The 16774-nt window shown below is 59.0% G+C and carries 12 protein-coding genes; 1 reads left to right on the forward strand and 11 read right to left on the reverse strand.

The genetic code is table 11. The features are described 5' to 3' along the window. On the forward strand, nucleotides 1-1503 hold a 1503-nt coding region (locus ACQ4OB_RS17175), incomplete at its 5' end, for an RHS repeat-associated core domain-containing protein (protein WP_430956099.1). Between the two features lie 78 nt (nucleotides 1504-1581). Here ACQ4OB_RS17175 and ACQ4OB_RS17180 read toward each other — a convergent pair. The 11 genes from ACQ4OB_RS17180 to alg8 form a co-directional block, all read right to left on the reverse strand. Further along, complete coding sequence (locus tag ACQ4OB_RS17180; RefSeq protein ID WP_102615033.1) at nucleotides 1582-3033, reverse strand: mannose-1-phosphate guanylyltransferase/mannose-6-phosphate isomerase; 1452 nt, start codon at nucleotides 3031-3033, stop codon at nucleotides 1582-1584. A 212-nt stretch (nucleotides 3034-3245) separates the two neighbouring features. Then, nucleotides 3246-3899, reverse strand: coding sequence for an alginate O-acetyltransferase AlgF (locus ACQ4OB_RS17185; protein WP_074873876.1), 654 nt, complete (start codon nucleotides 3897-3899; stop codon nucleotides 3246-3248). 14 nt (nucleotides 3900-3913) lie between these two features. Further along, nucleotides 3914-5089, reverse strand: coding sequence for an alginate O-acetyltransferase (locus ACQ4OB_RS17190; RefSeq protein WP_430956100.1), 1176 nt, complete (start codon nucleotides 5087-5089; stop codon nucleotides 3914-3916). A gap of 11 nt (nucleotides 5090-5100) precedes the next feature. Then, nucleotides 5101-6666: an MBOAT family O-acyltransferase gene (locus ACQ4OB_RS17195; protein ID WP_102615031.1), complete on the reverse strand. Its 1566-nt coding sequence runs from the start codon at nucleotides 6664-6666 to the stop codon at nucleotides 5101-5103. A gap of 270 nt (nucleotides 6667-6936) precedes the next feature. Further along, on the reverse strand, nucleotides 6937-8070 hold the full coding sequence (locus ACQ4OB_RS17200) for a mannuronate-specific alginate lyase (RefSeq protein WP_102615030.1): 1134 nt from the start codon (nucleotides 8068-8070) through the stop codon (nucleotides 6937-6939). 10 nt (nucleotides 8071-8080) lie between these two features. Next, nucleotides 8081-9538, reverse strand: a complete 1458-nt coding sequence (locus ACQ4OB_RS17205; RefSeq protein ID WP_074873880.1) for an alginate O-acetyltransferase — start codon at nucleotides 9536-9538, stop codon at nucleotides 8081-8083. A 10-nt stretch (nucleotides 9539-9548) separates the two neighbouring features. Further along, on the reverse strand, nucleotides 9549-11138 hold the full coding sequence (gene algG, locus ACQ4OB_RS17210) for a mannuronan 5-epimerase AlgG (protein ID WP_074873881.1): 1590 nt from the start codon (nucleotides 11136-11138) through the stop codon (nucleotides 9549-9551). Nucleotides 11139-11164: 26 nt separating this feature from the next. Beyond that, the gene (locus tag ACQ4OB_RS17215; protein ID WP_430956101.1) at nucleotides 11165-12652 is read right to left on the reverse strand and encodes an alginate export family protein; all 1488 of its coding nucleotides are present in this window, start codon (nucleotides 12650-12652) and stop codon (nucleotides 11165-11167) included. Then, nucleotides 12649-14004, reverse strand: coding sequence for an alginate biosynthesis TPR repeat lipoprotein AlgK (gene algK / locus ACQ4OB_RS17220; protein ID WP_074873883.1), 1356 nt, complete (start codon nucleotides 14002-14004; stop codon nucleotides 12649-12651). The genes ACQ4OB_RS17215 and algK overlap by 4 nt, the downstream gene beginning before the upstream one ends. 64 nt (nucleotides 14005-14068) lie before the next feature. Beyond that, on the reverse strand, nucleotides 14069-15238 hold the full coding sequence (locus ACQ4OB_RS17225; protein ID WP_102615029.1) for an alginate biosynthesis protein Alg44: 1170 nt from the start codon (nucleotides 15236-15238) through the stop codon (nucleotides 14069-14071). A gap of 35 nt (nucleotides 15239-15273) precedes the next feature. Continuing rightward, the gene (gene alg8, locus ACQ4OB_RS17230; RefSeq protein WP_371916898.1) at nucleotides 15274-16755 is read right to left on the reverse strand and encodes a mannuronan synthase; all 1482 of its coding nucleotides are present in this window, start codon (nucleotides 16753-16755) and stop codon (nucleotides 15274-15276) included. Nucleotides 16756-16774 lie beyond the last annotated feature (19 nt).

A 16774-nucleotide genomic window follows, 5' to 3' on the forward strand; every position in this document is an offset into this window, starting at 1 on the left:
TTGAGGTGGGACCTGCGTAACCAGTTGCAGTCGATCAGCCCAGTGGAGCGCGACTCGGGGCTCAATGATCAAGAGTCCTATGTCTACGATGGCGGTGGTCAGCGCGTGCGCAAAATCCGCTCGTTACAAACCAATATCCGAACCGTGGTGGCTGAAGTGCGTTATTTACCTGGGGTGGAAATTCGCGCCGACAGCGGCACCGGAAAGGTACTAGAGGTCATCACCGCGCAGGCCGGGCTCAACAGTGTTCGGGTATTGCATTGGGAAACCGATCCGCCGTCCGGCGTGAGCAACGATCAGTACCGTTACAGCCTGGTGGATCATCTGAACTCCTGCACGCTGGAACTCGCCGATGATGCGCGAGTCATCAGCCAGGAAACTTATCATCCGTTTGGTACAACAGCCTGGTCTGCCGGCCCGAACGACACCGATGGGGATTACAAAACCATTCGCTATTCGGGCAAGGAACGGGATGCGACGGGGCTTTATTACTATGGATTTCGGTACTACATACCCTGGTTGCAGCGTTGGCTGAATCCGGATCCTGCCGGGGCAATCGATGGGCTCAATCTGTATCGGATGGCCCTGAACAACCCGGTTACCTTTATTGATGATGATGGAGCCATCACGCGACAAAAGCTGGCCAACGGATTGTGGGAGCCGGTCATTGCAGCGGGCGCTGCGCGCGATATTCCGGGCGCGCGACATATCGATAGCGGCAAACCAAAATTGAGTGTGCCGGCGACCGGTAAACCGACCAACATTCATAACGCTCTGGGGATAGGCGAGTTTAGCCGGGTGGAGGTTAGCACCAAGTTCCTGGACCCGGTCCCCGGTCGCTATTCGGGCACTACTGTTTCAGGGGTGAACAAAAAAAGTGGCGGGAGCGAGTTTATCTTCACAATGGATAAACTCACTTATTCAGGAGAGAGCAAAGGGGCGTTCAATGCATTAAGAATCGTCGATATTCCGAAAGGCGAGATACCTGACAAAGACAATGCGGTATCAGGTTTCTGGGCTCCTCAGGGCGGTTATGTTGATATACCTCTAAAACCCACGGGAACCGATCCTGATCATGTGTTCACGCCAGGTTTTAGTGGTTGTTCCCTGACGGTGGATCAACTAAACGACAACGTGCTTCGCGTTCGACACGTGGAGGGTTCGAAGGAGAACGCGCAATACAATGAACTTTCTTCTGGGGAGCATGGGATGGGGCTCAGCGCGGCGATGGAGTTTCAGGACTACGGATATGCCTCGAACGAGCAAGGCCAACAGGAACAGGTCACAACCGGCTTCGCCTTTATGAAATACGATCGAAAACAACAGGTCTGGAATATTCACTATCAGACTATTCAAGGGGCGAGCAGTATCGAACGCTACGCGCCGGGCAAAACAGGTTTGTTCAGTCGCTCGAACGCTGCTGTTTCCGTTTATTCACAGACGAAGATCAGAAAGACCATGGCCAAGCAGGTGGTTACGGCGAATAAACGGGTCAATGGATAAAAAAAAGCCCCCACCCAACCCGCTGCGGATAGGGAAAACGCAGCGGGCTGGACGAGGGCTTCTTGTTTTGCTGAACGCTTACTGCGCGATGGTTTTCACCGACACGCCGCGTTCGATCGGGTTGGAGCGACCGTAGATATCTTCAAACCGCTCGATATCGTCTTCGCCCAGGTAGCTGCCCGATTGCACTTCGATGATTTCCAGCGAGATCTTGCCCGGATTGCGCAAGCGGTGGACCGAGGCGATCGGGATGTAGGTCGACTGGTTTTCAGTGAGCAGGAACACGTTTTCGTCGCAGGTCACTTCAGCAGTGCCGCTGACCACGATCCAGTGTTCGGCGCGATGGTGATGCATTTGCAGCGACAGGCACGCGCCCGGCTTGACCGAGATGCGCTTGACCTGGAAGCGACCGCCCATGTCCACCGAGTCGTAGGAACCCCACGGACGATAGACTTCACAATGGTTCTGGGTTTCGCTGCGGCCCAGTTCGTTGAGGGTGTTGACCATCTGTTTCACGCCTTGGACCTTGTCCTTGTGGGCGATCATCATGGCGTCCTTGGTTTCGACGACCACGATGTTTTCCAGGCCGATCACCGACACCAGTTTGCCGTTGCCGTGGATCATGCAGTTTTTGCTGTCCTGGATGATCACATCGCCTTTGGTGACGTTGCCGTTGGCGTCTTTTTTGTTCACTTCCCACAGCGACGACCAGCAGCCGACATCGCTCCAGCCCGCGGTCAACGGTACAACACAGGCGCGCTGGGTTTTTTCCATCACCGAGTAGTCGATGGAATTGTCCGGGCAGCAAGCGAAGGTGGCGGCGTCGATGTCGACGGTATCGGCATCTTGTACGCTGCGTTCCAGGGTCAGTACGCAGGTGTCGTAGATGTCCGGATCGTGCTTTTTCAGCTCTTCGAGGAAACGGCTGGCGCGGAACAGGAACATGCCGCTGTTCCAGAAGTAACCGCCGGATTCGACGAACTCGGTGGCGCGCTTCACGTCTGGTTTTTCGACGAAGTGCGAAACGCGGCTGACGCCTTCTGGCAGCAGGGAATCATTGGTCGACTTGATGTAGCCATAGCCGGTTTCCGGTTTGGTGGCCGGGACGCCGAACAGCACCATTTCGCCGTTTTCGGCAGCGACGGTGGCCAGGGCCAGCGCGCGTTGCAGGGCTTTCTGGTCTTCCAGTACGTGGTCGGCTGGCAGCACCAACATCAATTCATCGCGACCTTCGTTGACCAGCATCAGTGCGGTCAAGGCCACGGCTGGTGCGGTGTTGCGGCCAAACGGTTCCATCAGGATGCGCTGGGTGTCCAGGTTACGGGCACTCAGTTGCTCGTTGACGATGAAACGGTGTTCCTTGTTGCAGACCACGATGGGGGTGTCCATGCCTTCGAACACCAGGCGCTCCAGGGTCTGCTGGAACAGCGTGTGTTCGCCGGTCAGGGCGAGAAACTGCTTAGGGAATTGCTTGCGCGAAAGCGGCCAAAGACGTGAGCCACTACCACCTGACAAGATCACCGGAATCATGTTGTTACTCCTTTAAATCGATTGGGTCAGAGCTACTGCGTTCTGTCGTTTCACTCTTGTTCTTGTTCCGTGTCCCAATTGACGCCTCGATCCACTGTAGGAGCGAGCCTGCTCGCGATGACTGAGTGTCAGTCGACATCGATGCTGGATGTCGGATCGCAATCGCGAGCAGGCTCGCTCCCACAGGGAACAGCGTTAATCAGGCAAATGTATTAGCGCGTCGAAACCGGGCGTTTTACCCACACTGGCGACAGGCTGCTGCCACTGCCGGTGACGTACAGCACTGCGGCTTCGCCTCGTTCCAGGGCAACTGGTTTCACGTCGCCGACTTTGGTGGCGCCGTCGTACAGTGCCAGGCTGACCTTGACCGGGTTGATCTCACGCTCGCCACGACCTTTGGCCGCTACGGACGGAACCACTTCGGTCTTGCCGTCAGCGGTTTTCAGGGTCAGGGCCTTGTCGCTGAGGTTCTGCACGCGGACCAGGGATTTCTGCTTGTTCTTGAACGGCGGCTCTTCGATCAGTTGCGGTGCGCCGCTCGCGTTGTTGACCAGGGTGTAATAGTGATCACCCGCCAGTTTCACCGGCAGGGACTGGCTACCGACCTTGGCGCTGTAGTCGCCGCCCGGCATGAAACTGAAGTCGGTGCTGGACAGCGGCGCGACTTCGGCCAGGTTGGTGGTGCCGACGGTGGCGCTGACTTCAGCGTTACCGGCGTTGTAGACACGCACGAAGCTCGAGCCTTTCGGTGCGGTCGGGCCGTAGAGCGCGGCGTCGCCTGCGAAGGCGGACATCGACAGAACGCTCATGCCTGCAACGAGTGCGAAGGTCTTGGCGAGACGGCGAGGAGTAGTAGTGAAAGTCATGGTGTACCTCTCTTTCAGTTTTGCGCCCGGTCGGGCGTCTCGGATTTAGTGTTTGCTGCTACGTTTTGTTGGCGCGCGCCGGCTTCTTTGAGCTCTGCGACCCACTTCGGGTCGGCGTCGCCGATTTCGTTGTTCACAGGCAGATAACGTTCAGGAAACTCCCAGATCAGCACCTGTGGCGGGCTGTTCTTGAAAGCATCGCTTTTCAGATAGGTGAGCATCGGCAGAATCGGGCCATGGCCGTCTTCGGCGTAATTGACCACGTCGCTGTTCAGCGCTTGTTTCAGCGCTCCGACGAAGTTCCAGTTGGGGTTGGCGCTGTAGCTGGTGCCAATCAGGGCCACCGGCACTTCAGCGTTGGCGAACAGGGCGTCATCACCGGCTGGCTGGTCTTGCGCCGCAACGGTGTTGCGCTTCTGCAACGGCTCAGTCTTGGGCATCAGGTTTTCGAACAGTGGGTCCAGCGGCAGGAACAACCGCAGGTCGCCCTTGTGAGTCACCTTCTCCGCAGGCTCAGTGACAAAGTGTTGCGGCTCGCCGTTCAACGGGGTTTTTTCGGCGATGGTTTTCGCCAGGGTTTCGGCAGCGATTTGCGCGCCTTCCGGGGTCCAGTGAGTGTCGGTGCGCAGGAACACTTGCTGACCGTCCAGCTTGGCTTTCAACATCGGGCCGAACAGGTCGGGAGCGAGGATCTTGTTGGCCGCCACACGAGCGTGGAAGTCTTCATAGAGGTTGGCGTGGATGCTCGAAGGCTTCACTTCACCCAGGTGTTCCGGGTACAGGCGAGTCTTGGCCGGCACGATCGCCATGACCAGTTTCACGCCTTTGGCCTTCAGTTCCTGGCGCACGCCTTCAACCAGCGCGTAGTTGCCTTGCAGGTTCAGCTCTTCGTTGACGATCGGGTTGAATTCCTCATCGCTGTACAACCACTGATCGCGACCGAGCACGACGCCCGGACGACCTTCGTTGAACAGTTTGAAATCCAGCGCGGCCCAAAGGTTGGTGCCCAGGCGCTTGATCGGGAACTCTTCGTCGTAGTGCGTCTCCACGGCTTTGGCCCAGCGGCCGTTGAGCACCGTCGTTTCCGCAGAGGTGCTGAAGCCCAGGAAGCTGCGCGTGGACCACAAGCCCAGGACCAACAGCGTCACCATGAACAGGCCGATGTAGAGGATGCGTAATGAGCGGGTCATAGTCAGATCCCTCAGAACTGGAAGTAAAGGAACGGCGAGAAGCTTTGCGCCGAGAGTTTGAAAATCGAGGCGATGAACAGCACCAGTACCAGCGTGCGCATCACGTAACGAGACCAGTCCGCGGTCCAGTAGGCCGGTTGCACAGTCGCTTCAACGCCGACGGTGTAGCCAGGCTGGTGGATGCTGCCCGGGTTGTCGCCCGGTACGGCTTTGATCATTCCAGGTGTTGCGGCAGCCGGGCCATCGGCCTCGACGTTCGCAGCAGGCTTGGTCTTCTCAGGCGGCAGGTTGCTGTAGAAGTCACGAATGCCGAAGAACGCCAGGGTCATGTAAGCCACCACCAGGGTCGCCACTTGCAGGCCGGTGAGGCTGGCCGCGTTGAGTTCCGACAGGGACCATTCGCCGAAGCTGAACATCGCGCCGTACATACGACCGGCGACGTGCAGGTTTTCCGAGCGGAAGATCACCCAGCCCATGACCACGAGCAGGAAGGTCAGCGCCCAGCGGATCGGGTTGATGCTGCGCGGCGAGGTGTTCAGGCCGAGGGCTTTTTCGATCGCCAGCCACATGCCGTGCCAGGCGCCCCAGATGATGTACGTGATGTTCGCGCCGTGCCACAGACCACCGAGCAGCATGGTCAGGAACAGGTTGCGATAGGTCATCAGCGTACCTTTGCGGTTACCGCCCAGCGTGATGTACAGGTAGTCACGCAACCAGGTGGACAGGCTGATGTGCCAGCGACGCCAGAACTCGGTGATCGACTGGCTGATGTACGGCTGTTTGAAGTTTTCCATGAAGCGGAAACCCATCATCAAGCCCAGGCCGATGGCCATGTCGCTGTAACCGGAGAAGTCGAAATACAGCTGCGCGGTGTAGGCCAGTGCGCCGAGCCAGGCATCGCCAGTGGTCGGGTTCTGCAAGGCAAAGCAATGGTCCGCCACGACCGCCAGGGTGTCGGCGATGAAGACCTTCTTGATGAAGCCCTGCATGAATCGCGTCGCACCTTCGGAGAACTTGTCGAGGGTGTGGGTGCGATTGTTGAACTGGTCGGCGAGATCGCGGAAGCGCAACACCGGACCGGCGATCAGGTGCGGGAAGATCGCCACGAACGCGGCAAAGTCGATCAGGTTGCGGGTCGCCGGTGTGTCACCACGGTAGACGTCGATGATGTAGCTGATGGACTCGAAGATGTAGAACGAGATCCCGATCGGCAACAGCACGTGGGTCAGGATGAACGGCGACAGACCGACGGAGGTCATCATCGCGTTGATGCTGTCGACGCCGAAGTTGGCGTACTTGAAGTAGCCCAGAATGCACAGGTCGACGGCCACGCCCAGGAGCAACCAGCGTTGTGCCGGTTTGGTCCGAACGCCTGCGGCACCGACTTTGAGGCCGATCCAGTAGTTCCACAATGTGACGGCTGCGAACAGCGCAAGGAAGTCCACACGCCACCAGGCATAGAACACGTAGCTGGCGATCAGCAGCAGCAGGTTGCGATAGCGTATTCCGCTCAAGTAATACATGCCGAGAAAGATCGGCAAGAACAAAAACAGGAACACGTTGGATGAAAATACCATCCCGGTCTCTCCATGTTTAACAACAGTCAAGGGCCGCAGCCCCCCCAAACCCCCCACCGAAAACCGGGGGACACATCACACAAAAACTTGCGTCTAGCACAGACCCTGTGGCGAGGGGGCTTGTCGGAACGCCGCATCGCCCCGTTCGGCTGCGAAGCAGTCGTAAAACCAGCAAACGCGTTTTGCCTGATTCACCGCGTTTTTCGGTTTTTGGGGTGCTGCGCACCCAACGGGGGCAAGCCCCCTCGCCACAATGGAAAGTGTTAAGTCTTAAGAGCCTTTGTTGCCTTTTGCATTCGCCGGGTCGTAGACCTTGGTCAGGTCACCCCCCAGGCGGAAAGTCTTGAACGGCTGCATTTCGTGCTTTTTCTCAAGCACATCCGGCGAGCAGGTGTAGAGCGTGCAGAACGGTTCGAGCCAGGCGAATTTCGAGTCGTCTTTCAGATCGGTCATGTCCTGTTCCTTACCGTTCTTCTTCTCGAATTCTTCCGGGTCTTCGACACCCGCGAGCACTCGATCACCGAGGCGTTTCAATGCGCCGTTGTTTTCCTGACGCAAGTCCACACCGTTGACCTGAGCGAAACTGGCGATCATCGCGAGCGGCGGCAGGGCGTAGTTGTGGTAGGCGAGGGCGCGTTGCTCGCGCTTGAGCTCGTTAGGCAGGAAACCCTGGGCGTCGATCTGATTGGCGCCGACCTTGAATTCCTTCACCGACCAGTCGAACAGGTCACGGCGGTTGGTGGCGATGGAGGCTGCCATCACCGACCAGGCGGACCAGTACGAGTGGTTGTTGGTTTTTTCCAGTGGCAGGTTGTCCCAGTCGCTGACCACCTGATCAGCCATTTTGCTGAACCAGGCTTCAATCAACTGCGACTCTTGCTGGTGGTTCGCCAACGGATGCGAGTCGGAAAATTTCAGGCGGATATAGGACGATGCCATGCTGCCCAACGCCCATTTGCGCATGGACTTGCCGGTGTGGTTGAAGTCCTTGGACATCAACGCATCGGCCTTGGCCCAGGCGGTCAGCCAATTCAGGGTGCATTCCAGCTGTTCCGGACGACCGTCACGCATGTACTGCATCACGCGCTTGCTGGTGCCGCGTTCAATCTTGGTGATGTCGGCCGTGGTGTCACGGAAGGCTTTTTCCGAGGCCTCGTTCAGGGTCGAACGGGCCTTGTCGGAACCTTCGTATTTGCTGCGAAATTGCAGCGAACCGGTGTACGGCGTCGGGATCGCGTCACAGCCTTCGCTCTTGTCGCCGGTTTTGACTTTTTCAATCGGCGCGAAATACCCCTGTGGCGGGCGCAGTGGTGCGGCGGCCTGGGTGGCTCCGGCGAACATCGCCAGAGTCAGCAGGGAGGGCGCGATCAATCTTTTCAAAGTTCGGGTTTGCATGCATGTCATAGAGGTTGCCTCATTGCCCGGCTTGAGCGGTACGCTGCCCAGCGCCAGGGAACACGTTGCGTTTGCAGATTTTCGCTTCGACTTTCTGTGGCGCGGCACCTGCTTCAGGACCCTGGATTTCGACGGCCAGCAGATTCTGCGAGGCCCAGTCTTCGTCCGTGCGCAACTCAAAGGCGAAACGCCCGTCGGTGTCGGAGGTTTCCGGCTTTTCGATCTTGATGTCCTCGTGGCGACCGTTCATGTACCAGAGGGTGGCTTGTAGATTTTTCACCGACGGATCGGCGAAGCGGATATCAACCTGGTGACTGCTGTTTTGCAGGTTCAGGTTCTTGCTGTTGACCATCAATTCGTTCTTGCCCGGTTTCAACGTGGTGCTGCCGGTCAGCTGTGCATCCTTTCCTTCGCAACCGTTGTCCAGCAGCGCCATCATCTGGCGGTAGATGGTTTCCTGGTCGAGGCGATAGAGCGGCGAGAATTCCCAGATCAGAATCTTCGGTGGCTTGGTCTGGAACTCTTCGCTGCCCAGGTACTGCAGCATCGAACCTTCCAGGCCACCGCCGGGGAACGCCACGTTGAGAATGTCGGCGCCGATGGCCTCTTCGAGGAAACCGGCGAAGTTGTAGTTCTTGCCGCTGTGGCTGGTGCCGACCAGGGTGATCTCCGGATTTCCGGAATCACTGAACAGATCGCCATCAGCTGCTTCGCCTTTCGGCTCGGTGGTGAACTGATCCATGTACTGGATCGCGTAGCTGGTGCCACAGAGTTGACCAGCCATGTTGTGTAACGTTCCGGTCTTGCCCATGCGACCCGACTTATGGCTCTCGAACTCGCGCTTCGGCACGTCGGCAAACGCCGGCAAATGCTTGATTTTCTCGCCAACGATTTTCGCCGTGCGTTGGGCGCCATACGGCGTCCAGTGTTGGTCGCCGCGGAAGTAGAAGTCGTGGGCGGGCAGGGTTTCGGGCAGCGATTCGTTGGTCAGCGGCGACAGGTCAGGCACCACGTAGCCCATCTGCTCGAAACGTCCGAGCATGGTCTTGTAGTTCCTCAACGCCTTGTCGAAATCGTAGCTCGCCTTCTCTGCCGGGTTGAGCTTGTTGCGGTTCACCAGGCCACGGGTCGGCTGGTAAACGATGACCAGTTCCACGCCTTTGCTCTTGAACGCATCGTGCAGCTCTTTCATGCGCTTGTAGCCGGCGGGGGTGGTGTTGAACTCGGTGCGCAAGTCTTCTTGCGTACGGAACAGCCAATCGCCCTGAGCCTGCACCAGCGTGGTGAAGTTCTGCTGGTAACGCGTGGTGTAGTTCTTCGGGTCGTGGGCTTCAGGGCAAAGATTGCAGCAATCATCGGCCTTGAATGTCGGTGCGCTTGCGCTGGCGGCGTCAGCGGCGCGAACACCGGTGCTGGCCGCGAGAATGCCGGCGGTCAGGGCCGACAGGCTGAGTAATTTGATCAAGTGTGGGTGCATAAAATTATCCTCAGTCCCGCATTTCGGTCTGGCGTTCGACAGGGTCGATCAGCACGGCTTTCTGCTGGCGTACCAGCAGGTCGAGAATTTCATCCTGGCGCTCGCCGAGAATCCCCGAGAAGCTGATGCCGCTGGATTTGGTCGGTGCGAGCATGGACACGCGATACAACTCGACGCTCAGCGGCGAGTCGATGGACAGCGGGCCGCTGCCGTTGCCGGCCAGTTCGCCGCCGACCACGATCAGGGACACCTGGGCGTCGAACGGGTCGAGCTTGATGTCACGGTCGGTGTCGCTCAGGTCCTTGATGTGCCCGTAGACACCGGTCAAGCCGTTGGCCATGGACAGGTTTTCGTAGAGGCGGATGTTCACGCTGTTACGAATCCGGATGCCGTGGCGCTTGTTGCTGATCACCTTGTTGCCCCACAGCAGGTTGTCGCCACTCTCGTAGAGGGTGATGCCGTCGGTGTGGTTCTTGTAGATCTCGTTGTAGGCGATCAGGTTGTTGACGCTGTTACGGTCGATCACCAGGCCCGACAACTTGTTGTCGTAGCTGCGGTTGTTGAAGATGAAGCTGTCGTTCACTTCACGGGAAATAATGATCCCGTGCTTCTTCTTGGTCCCGTACACCGTGTTGTCGGCAATGATCAGACCGTGGGAACGGTCATGCGGGTCAATGCCGTAGACGATGTTGTCTTTGTAGGTATTGCCCTTGACCACAAAGTCGCGGGCTTCGTAGCAGTAGAAGCCGTACCACATGTCCGAGAATTCGGAGTCGATGATCCAGCCGCTCGGTTCAGGACGCTTGAGTACCTTGGCCATGTTCGGCGTGTATTGGGAAATACTCACGCCGTAGGACTTACTGTTGGCGTAGCCGAAACTGGCGATCTTGCTGTTGGCGATGTAGGTCTGGGTGCCGCCCCAGGACAGCAGGAACGGACGGAATTCCTTCGCCGACTTGAAGGCCGCCGGGCCGTTTGCTTTCTCGCTCCAGCCGGTGATTTTGGTATCACGCACGAACAACTGGCCGTCATTGACCAGGAACGAACCGCCCTCTTGGGACAGGCGCAGTTCCTGGGTCTGTTTGTCGATTTCCAGGATGCCTTTCTCACCCACCACGATCGGCAGCTTCGCCAGGAACACACCCGGCGAAGTTTCGCTGAAGTACTGCTTGGGTACTTTCTTGGCCAGATCCTTGAGGTTCATGTAGCCGTCGTCGATGAAGATCGCCTGCGGGATACCGTGCTGACGCACGACCCATTCGGCCATCTTGTTATCGCCGCCAATGAAGTCCTTCAGGGCGTTTTCCTGCATCATCCGGCGCACACTGATTTTGCCGGGCTTGCTACGCACGATTTTCGCGGCGATGGCTTCGGCGGTGTAGCCTGAAGTGTCCGGCAGTTTCGGCGCGGCCAGCTCCAGCGGCGCGGTCGGGGCGCTGCTGACGGTGTAGGTCTTGGCCTGTTGCAACCCTTTGGCAATGGTCGCCGGTTGCCCTTTTTGAACGGGCGAGGCCGGCTCCACTGAGGCGAAGGCTGCCGTGCTGGCCAGCAACAATGCGCCGGCCAGCAAGGTCATCGAGCCTCTCTTCGGACTGTTCATGTCAGGAACTCCCTTAGCGGTTCGCATCAGAAGCGCCAGATCACGTCGACAAACGCGCGGTGCATGTACGAGTCGACGCCTTTGCCATACGCGTCGCCGGGCTTGAACACACCGCCACGCAAGCGCACCAGGGCCGAAGGCTCATCGATTGACTGGCTCAAGGACGCGGGCAGCAGGCCTTGCTTGAAGTACTTGGTGACGACCACGTCCATTTCCTGGCCGAGGTCTTTGTTGCCATCTTCCAGCGGCAGGGACGTGGTGGAAAGAATTGCGCCGGTCGCGTCGTCGGTGTTGTTCTCGACGGCGTTAATGCCGTTGCTGCCGACAGGCTTGTTGCCGTCTACGCGCCAGAATTTGTGGTAGATCACACTGGCGTCGTATTCGTCGTTGAGCATCCACGAACCGAACAGAGTGGCGGACTGCATGTTTTGCATTTCGCCACGGTAGGCTTCGCCGAAACGGTGAACCCGCGAGCGAGTACCGGTGTAGTTCGAGCGGTTGCTTTCCAGGCCGTTCTGTTCGTAATCGGCGCTGGCACGGGCATAGGCTGCACCGACTTGCCATTGCGGATCGAGGCGCAGACGCACGCCCAGGTCAGTGGCCCAGCCATCGACATCGCCACTGGTTTTGGCTTGTGCTGGAGCGGTGCCATCGGCGTTGAGCGGGTTGACCTTGTCGCGGTCGCCGCTCATGCCGGTGACGCTGCCCCAGTAATTGACGGTGTTGGTGTTGCGCCAGTTGTAGGCATCGCTGTCGGCGGTGAGGCCGATCCAGCTGATGTCGCCGTTCTCTTTCTTGTCCAGGGAATCGGCGGGAACACCCGGCTGCGCGTAGTCGAGCTTGCCGTCATCGTGGGTGTGATGACCGCGAATGCCGACCCAGTTGCCCGGGGTCCACTGGTACGCCGCATCGGCGAAAGCGTGCAGGCGATCCTTGTCCTTGGGGGCGAGCTCTGTAAGGTCAGTGCGGTACTCGCTGAAGCGCTCGGCAATACCGGCGTTGGCGCGCAACAGAGTGGTGTCGAAGGTCCAGTTCAGGGCTTCGATATTGGTGTCGCGCCATTGGCCATCGTCATTGTGCAGACGCTGGCGACCGAGCTTGAGCATCTCGCCGGGATACGGCGTAAGGCCTCTGTAACCGACCCAGAACTCACGCATCGCCAGGTAGTTTTTCTTGCTTTTGCGATCACCGCTGTCGGTGGCCTGGGTGCCATCGCTGTCGGACTGTTGCAGGGTGTCCGTCTCGATGATGTCGGTGGACGTCACCGCCTGACCCATGGCGTAGCCACTCCATGCGCCGCTCTCGCCATAAATCCATGGACGCAAGTCGAGGCCTACGCCGTTGACGTCGCCGCCGCTCTGCGTACCGAGGTCGGTGTCGTCTTCGGACTGGGCGGTGACTTTCACGTCAAGGCCGTAGTTCTTGCTTTCAGTCAGGGCCGCCAGGGTCGGGCACGACCACAGCAGGGCGAATGACAGGCCGATACCGGCCTTAACGAATGGATTCAACTTCATAGGGATTCCTCGCCGTCTTCTTCTTCCAGGGCATGCAGTTCCAGCGTGTTCTGACTCAAGGCACCACGAACGGCCTGTTCTTGTTTCAACAGGCGTTGGGCCTCGGCGAGCTGGGCAGGCGGCAGTTGGGTTTCGAGTGTTTGCGCAAGCTCGGTGGCTTGCGGGGTGTTCTGGGCCTTGGCCAATTGGCTGAAGACATAAGCGTTAAGTGGGTTGGGCCGGGTGCCCTTGCCTTGGGAGAACAGTTGGGCAATGGCGAAGTCGGCGCTGCTCTGGCCGTTACGCGCAGCCTTGAGCAGGTGGTCCAGCGCTTTTTGCGGATAGACCTTGCCCAGGTAACCGCGACGGTAGATCTGGCCGAGGTAGTAATCGGCGGCCACTTCTCTGTCGACGGCTTTCTTGAAGTGTTCTTCGGCGAGCTTCGCGTCGGCCGGCACCATTTTGCCTTCGTAATAGAGTTTGCCCAGCAACAGTTCGGCGCGCGGCTGGTCGGCGGCGCGGCCGTTGTCCAGGTACTTCATCATCGTGTCGACGTCACCCAGTTCCGGGAAGTCGTAGAGCAATTGCGCCAGGCTGACCCAGGAAGCGGGGTAGCCGGGTGCGATGCCTTCGAGCAGCGACTGGGCGGTTTTCTCGTCGGTGGTGCCTAGGGATGCATCGCCCAGTACGCGAGCCACGCTGTCCACCCGCTGGGCGGAAACCACGCCGCGAGCCTGACCGGCTTGCATTTGCTTGATCAGCTCGGCCTGTTTCTCTGGCTGGGCTTTTTTCTGATAGACCGTGGCCAGTTCGACGTAGCAGATGTCGGTGGTGTTCAACGCGGCTTTGCAGATCGTTTCCACTTCGTCCAGATGCTGGTCGTAAGTGCCCTGGGTGCGATAGAGCAGCACTTGGGCCAGGCCCGCTTCCGGCTTGCCTTCGGCGCGCCATTGGCTGATCTGCTGTTGCGCATTGACGTTCGGGAAACTGTGCGGGTATTGCAGGTACAGCATCGCCAGCGGGATCAAGGTGTTGCCTTCGCCTGCGGCAGTGGCTTTCTTCAACAGGCCTTCGGCTTCGTGCTGCTCGGCTTCGGTGGAGCCAGGTTTGGCCACCAGCAGGCGACCCAGGCGAGCCTGGGCTCGCGGCGAGACGCTGGCCGCGGCGCGATAAGTCGCCTCGGCTTTCTTGATCTGCGCCGGGTCACGGCTGTCGACCTGGATATCGGCGAGGCCAACCTGTGCTTCGCTGTAGCCCAGGTCTGCCAATTGCTGGTAATTCTGCGCCGCCAGCGTGGTATCACCACGCTTGAGGGCTTCGTTGGCCAGACGCTGGTCGGGCAGGCCTGCGCAGCCGGCCAGGGCGATTGCCATGGCCAGAGTCAGCGGGACTGGCAGGATTCTGAGTGGGCTAGTCACGGGGCATGTCCTCTTGTTTTTAACGACCGGCGGCCATGGCTTTATCGATCAGCCAGTTCAGGTTCGGACCGCGGTTGGCGTTGACTTCAACCGGGCGACCGGCGAATTTGCTGTCCAGCGGCTCATCAGGCTTGATCAGCACGCGGATGTCGGACGACAGGTCGGCGCTTTTCAGGCTGGTGCTGCTGACGATCGTGCCGGAGCGGGTTTTGTCTTCGCCGGCAATCTGGAAGCTGACCGAGCTGCCTGGCAGCACGTCGCCGAACTGGCGATAGGAGAAGCGCGCTTCAATGTTGGCTTCGCTGTTACGCGGCACCAGTTGGAAGATCACGTCGCCCTTGTTGGCGTACTGACCGTCGGCGACCATTTGCTGCGCTACGGTGCAATCGCACGGCGACGTCAGGGTGCCGGTCATTTGCTTGCCGAACAGTTCTTCAACCTTGGCCGGTTGCAATTGATTGTCGTCAAGATGGCCCTTGAGCACATCGAGCATGCTGGTGCTGAAGGTCGCAAGCGGCGCGCCCTTGGCGGCAACGCCGTCGGGTTTGATCAGGCTCTTCACGGTGCCATCGCGCGGCATGGTGATGTTCATGCCCGCTACGCTGACCAGACCGGCCTGGGCGTGGCTGACGAAGTACATGCCGTACACCGACTTGAAGATGAAGCCGAATGCCGTCAGGCCGACGAGAAAGATCGCCAAGCTGAAGGTCACGGCACGCAGACGACCGAACGGGGTCATGCCGTGGCCGCCATCCTTGTTCTTGCGCGCCTTGGTGAAGTTGTCGCGTTGCAGGGTGGCCAGCACTTCACCCATGGTGACGATGTCGCCGGCCAGGTGAGAAGTGATCAGGTGGCGCAGGGTGGAAATGTCCTGGGATTCGAGGTTCTGGAACTGGCAACCGGTACGACCGGTTTCGCGGTCGTGGGAGCGCACCAGTAACTCGACGTCCATGGCCAGGCCAAGGTTATCGATGACGAACTGCAAACGCGCCTTGTACACGTCGCCGATCTTCAATGGCAGCTGACCGGCGTTGAACGCCAGGCCGCCAGCGGAGAGGTCGATGACCCGAGCTTCTACCGGGGTCCGGTCAGGGCCGAAGAAGCGCAGCTTGGCCGGGATTTTTACCCGGGCATGCTGGCGCTGGGCTTCTGATTCATGCACTACGTTGGCGTTGACGGCGGTATTCATATGGACGATTTCCTAGTTAATTCAGGCGAGTTCGGTCAGACCATCATCAGCAGCACGGCAACAAAAATGCTGCCGGCGGAGAAGGTCATGGTCCGAGACGACCAAGTGTTGAACCAACCTTGAAAGCTGGCGAGATCACGGGTCAGGGAAGTGGGCTGGCGACTCCAGGACTGTCGGTCGAGGCGGAAGAACACGTAGATCTTCACCAGCGCGCCGACGATCTGGTTGTAATAGAGAATCGCAGGGTAGGCCGGGCCGATCGTGTGACCGGACAAAGACAGCAGCACGGTCAGGATCAGGCGGGTAATGCCGATCCACAGCAGGTAAACCAGGATGAACGCGGCGCCGTACTTGAAGGTGGCGATGAGCGCGACGGTCAGGCCCAGCAGCGACGTCCACATCGACACACGCTGGTCGAACAGCACCACCGAAGTGAACAGGCCGAGACGTTTCATCCCCAGGCCCAGGGCGCGGGAGTTCTGCCGCAGGTTGTTGCCGTACCAGCGGAACATCAGTTTGCGACTGGCCTTGATGAAGCTTTTTTCCGGCGGGTGTTCCACGGTGTGAATGGCGGCGTCCGGCACATAAAACGTGTCGTAGCCCAGGCGCATCAAGCTGAACCAGCTCGACTTGTCATCACCGGTAAGGAACTTGAAGCGACCCAGGCGCCAGTGTTGCAGCGAATCGCTTTCCACGTCGGCGATGAAGTCCGGGTTGGTCACCACAGTGGCGCGGAATACCGACATCCGCCCGGTCATGGTCAGCACGCGCTTGGACAGGGCCATCGAGCACATGTTGATGTGACGCTGGGCGAAGCGCAGTTTGTGCCACTCGCTCATGATGTAGCCGCCGCGCACTTCGCAGAACTCGTTGGTGGTCAGGCCGCCGACATTGCCGAACAGCTGGAACCACGGCACGGTCTTGAGCACGACGCCTTCGGCAAGCACGGTGTCGCCATCGATCACTGCAACCACGGCGCGGTCGTCCGGCAAATGGCGGGAGATGGCGCGGAAACCGTAGGCCAGGCCATCGCGCTTGCCGGTGCCGGGAATGCGCACGAAGTCGAGCTTGACGCGAGCCGGTGGATTCATTTTGGTCCAGAGGCTTTTCACCAGCTTCTCATCGGACATTTCCACGATGGAGCAGACCATGGTGGTCGGCAGGCCGCAGTCGATGGCTTCGCGAATCACCGAGGCGTAGACCTGGGCGGTGGTCAGCGCGTCGATACGGAAACTGGTGACCATCAGAAACACATGGGACGGGTTTGCCGCTTCACCCAGCTTGCGCACTTTGCGCCGCAGGTGCGGGTAGACCACGTACAGAAACAGCATGCCGCGCAGAAAGTGCGTAGCACCCATCGAGTAGCGCCAGATACCGACGATACCGATCAGGAAGATGAAGTCCTTCGACTCGGAGTCGAACGTGGACGCAGGCAACGCCATGGCGATGCCCATCAAAATACTTAAGTAAAACAGCCAACCGGCGACCTGAAGTAGGCCGTGCTTTAGCCTGTGCATAATCTGCATCCGTCTCTAT

The organism is Pseudomonas sp. ES4, assembly GCF_050586665.1.
In the GTDB taxonomy this organism is placed as follows: domain Bacteria; phylum Pseudomonadota; class Gammaproteobacteria; order Pseudomonadales; family Pseudomonadaceae; genus Aquipseudomonas; species Aquipseudomonas frederiksbergensis.

Bases quoted from the DNA above. Each gene is read 5' to 3' on its own strand.
- ACQ4OB_RS17180 (WP_102615033.1), bottom strand. From the start codon at position 3,033: ATGATTCCGGTGATCTTGTCAGGTGGTAGTGGCTCACGTCTTTGGCCG.
- ACQ4OB_RS17185 (WP_074873876.1), bottom strand. From the start codon at position 3,899: ATGACTTTCACTACTACTCCTCGCCGTCTCGCCAAGACCTTCGCACTC.
- ACQ4OB_RS17190 (WP_430956100.1), bottom strand. From the start codon at position 5,089: ATGACCCGCTCATTACGCATCCTCTACATCGGCCTGTTCATGGTGACG.
- ACQ4OB_RS17195 (WP_102615031.1), bottom strand. From the start codon at position 6,666: ATGGTATTTTCATCCAACGTGTTCCTGTTTTTGTTCTTGCCGATCTTT.
- ACQ4OB_RS17200 (WP_102615030.1), bottom strand. From the start codon at position 8,070: ATGACATGCATGCAAACCCGAACTTTGAAAAGATTGATCGCGCCCTCC.
- ACQ4OB_RS17205 (WP_074873880.1), bottom strand. From the start codon at position 9,538: ATGCACCCACACTTGATCAAATTACTCAGCCTGTCGGCCCTGACCGCC.
- algG (WP_074873881.1), bottom strand. From the start codon at position 11,138: ATGAACAGTCCGAAGAGAGGCTCGATGACCTTGCTGGCCGGCGCATTG.
- ACQ4OB_RS17215 (WP_430956101.1), bottom strand. From the start codon at position 12,652: ATGAAGTTGAATCCATTCGTTAAGGCCGGTATCGGCCTGTCATTCGCC.
- algK (WP_074873883.1), bottom strand. From the start codon at position 14,004: ATGGCAATCGCCCTGGCCGGCTGCGCAGGCCTGCCCGACCAGCGTCTG.
- ACQ4OB_RS17225 (WP_102615029.1), bottom strand. From the start codon at position 15,238: ATGAATACCGCCGTCAACGCCAACGTAGTGCATGAATCAGAAGCCCAG.
- alg8 (WP_371916898.1), bottom strand. From the start codon at position 16,755: ATGCACAGGCTAAAGCACGGCCTACTTCAGGTCGCCGGTTGGCTGTTT.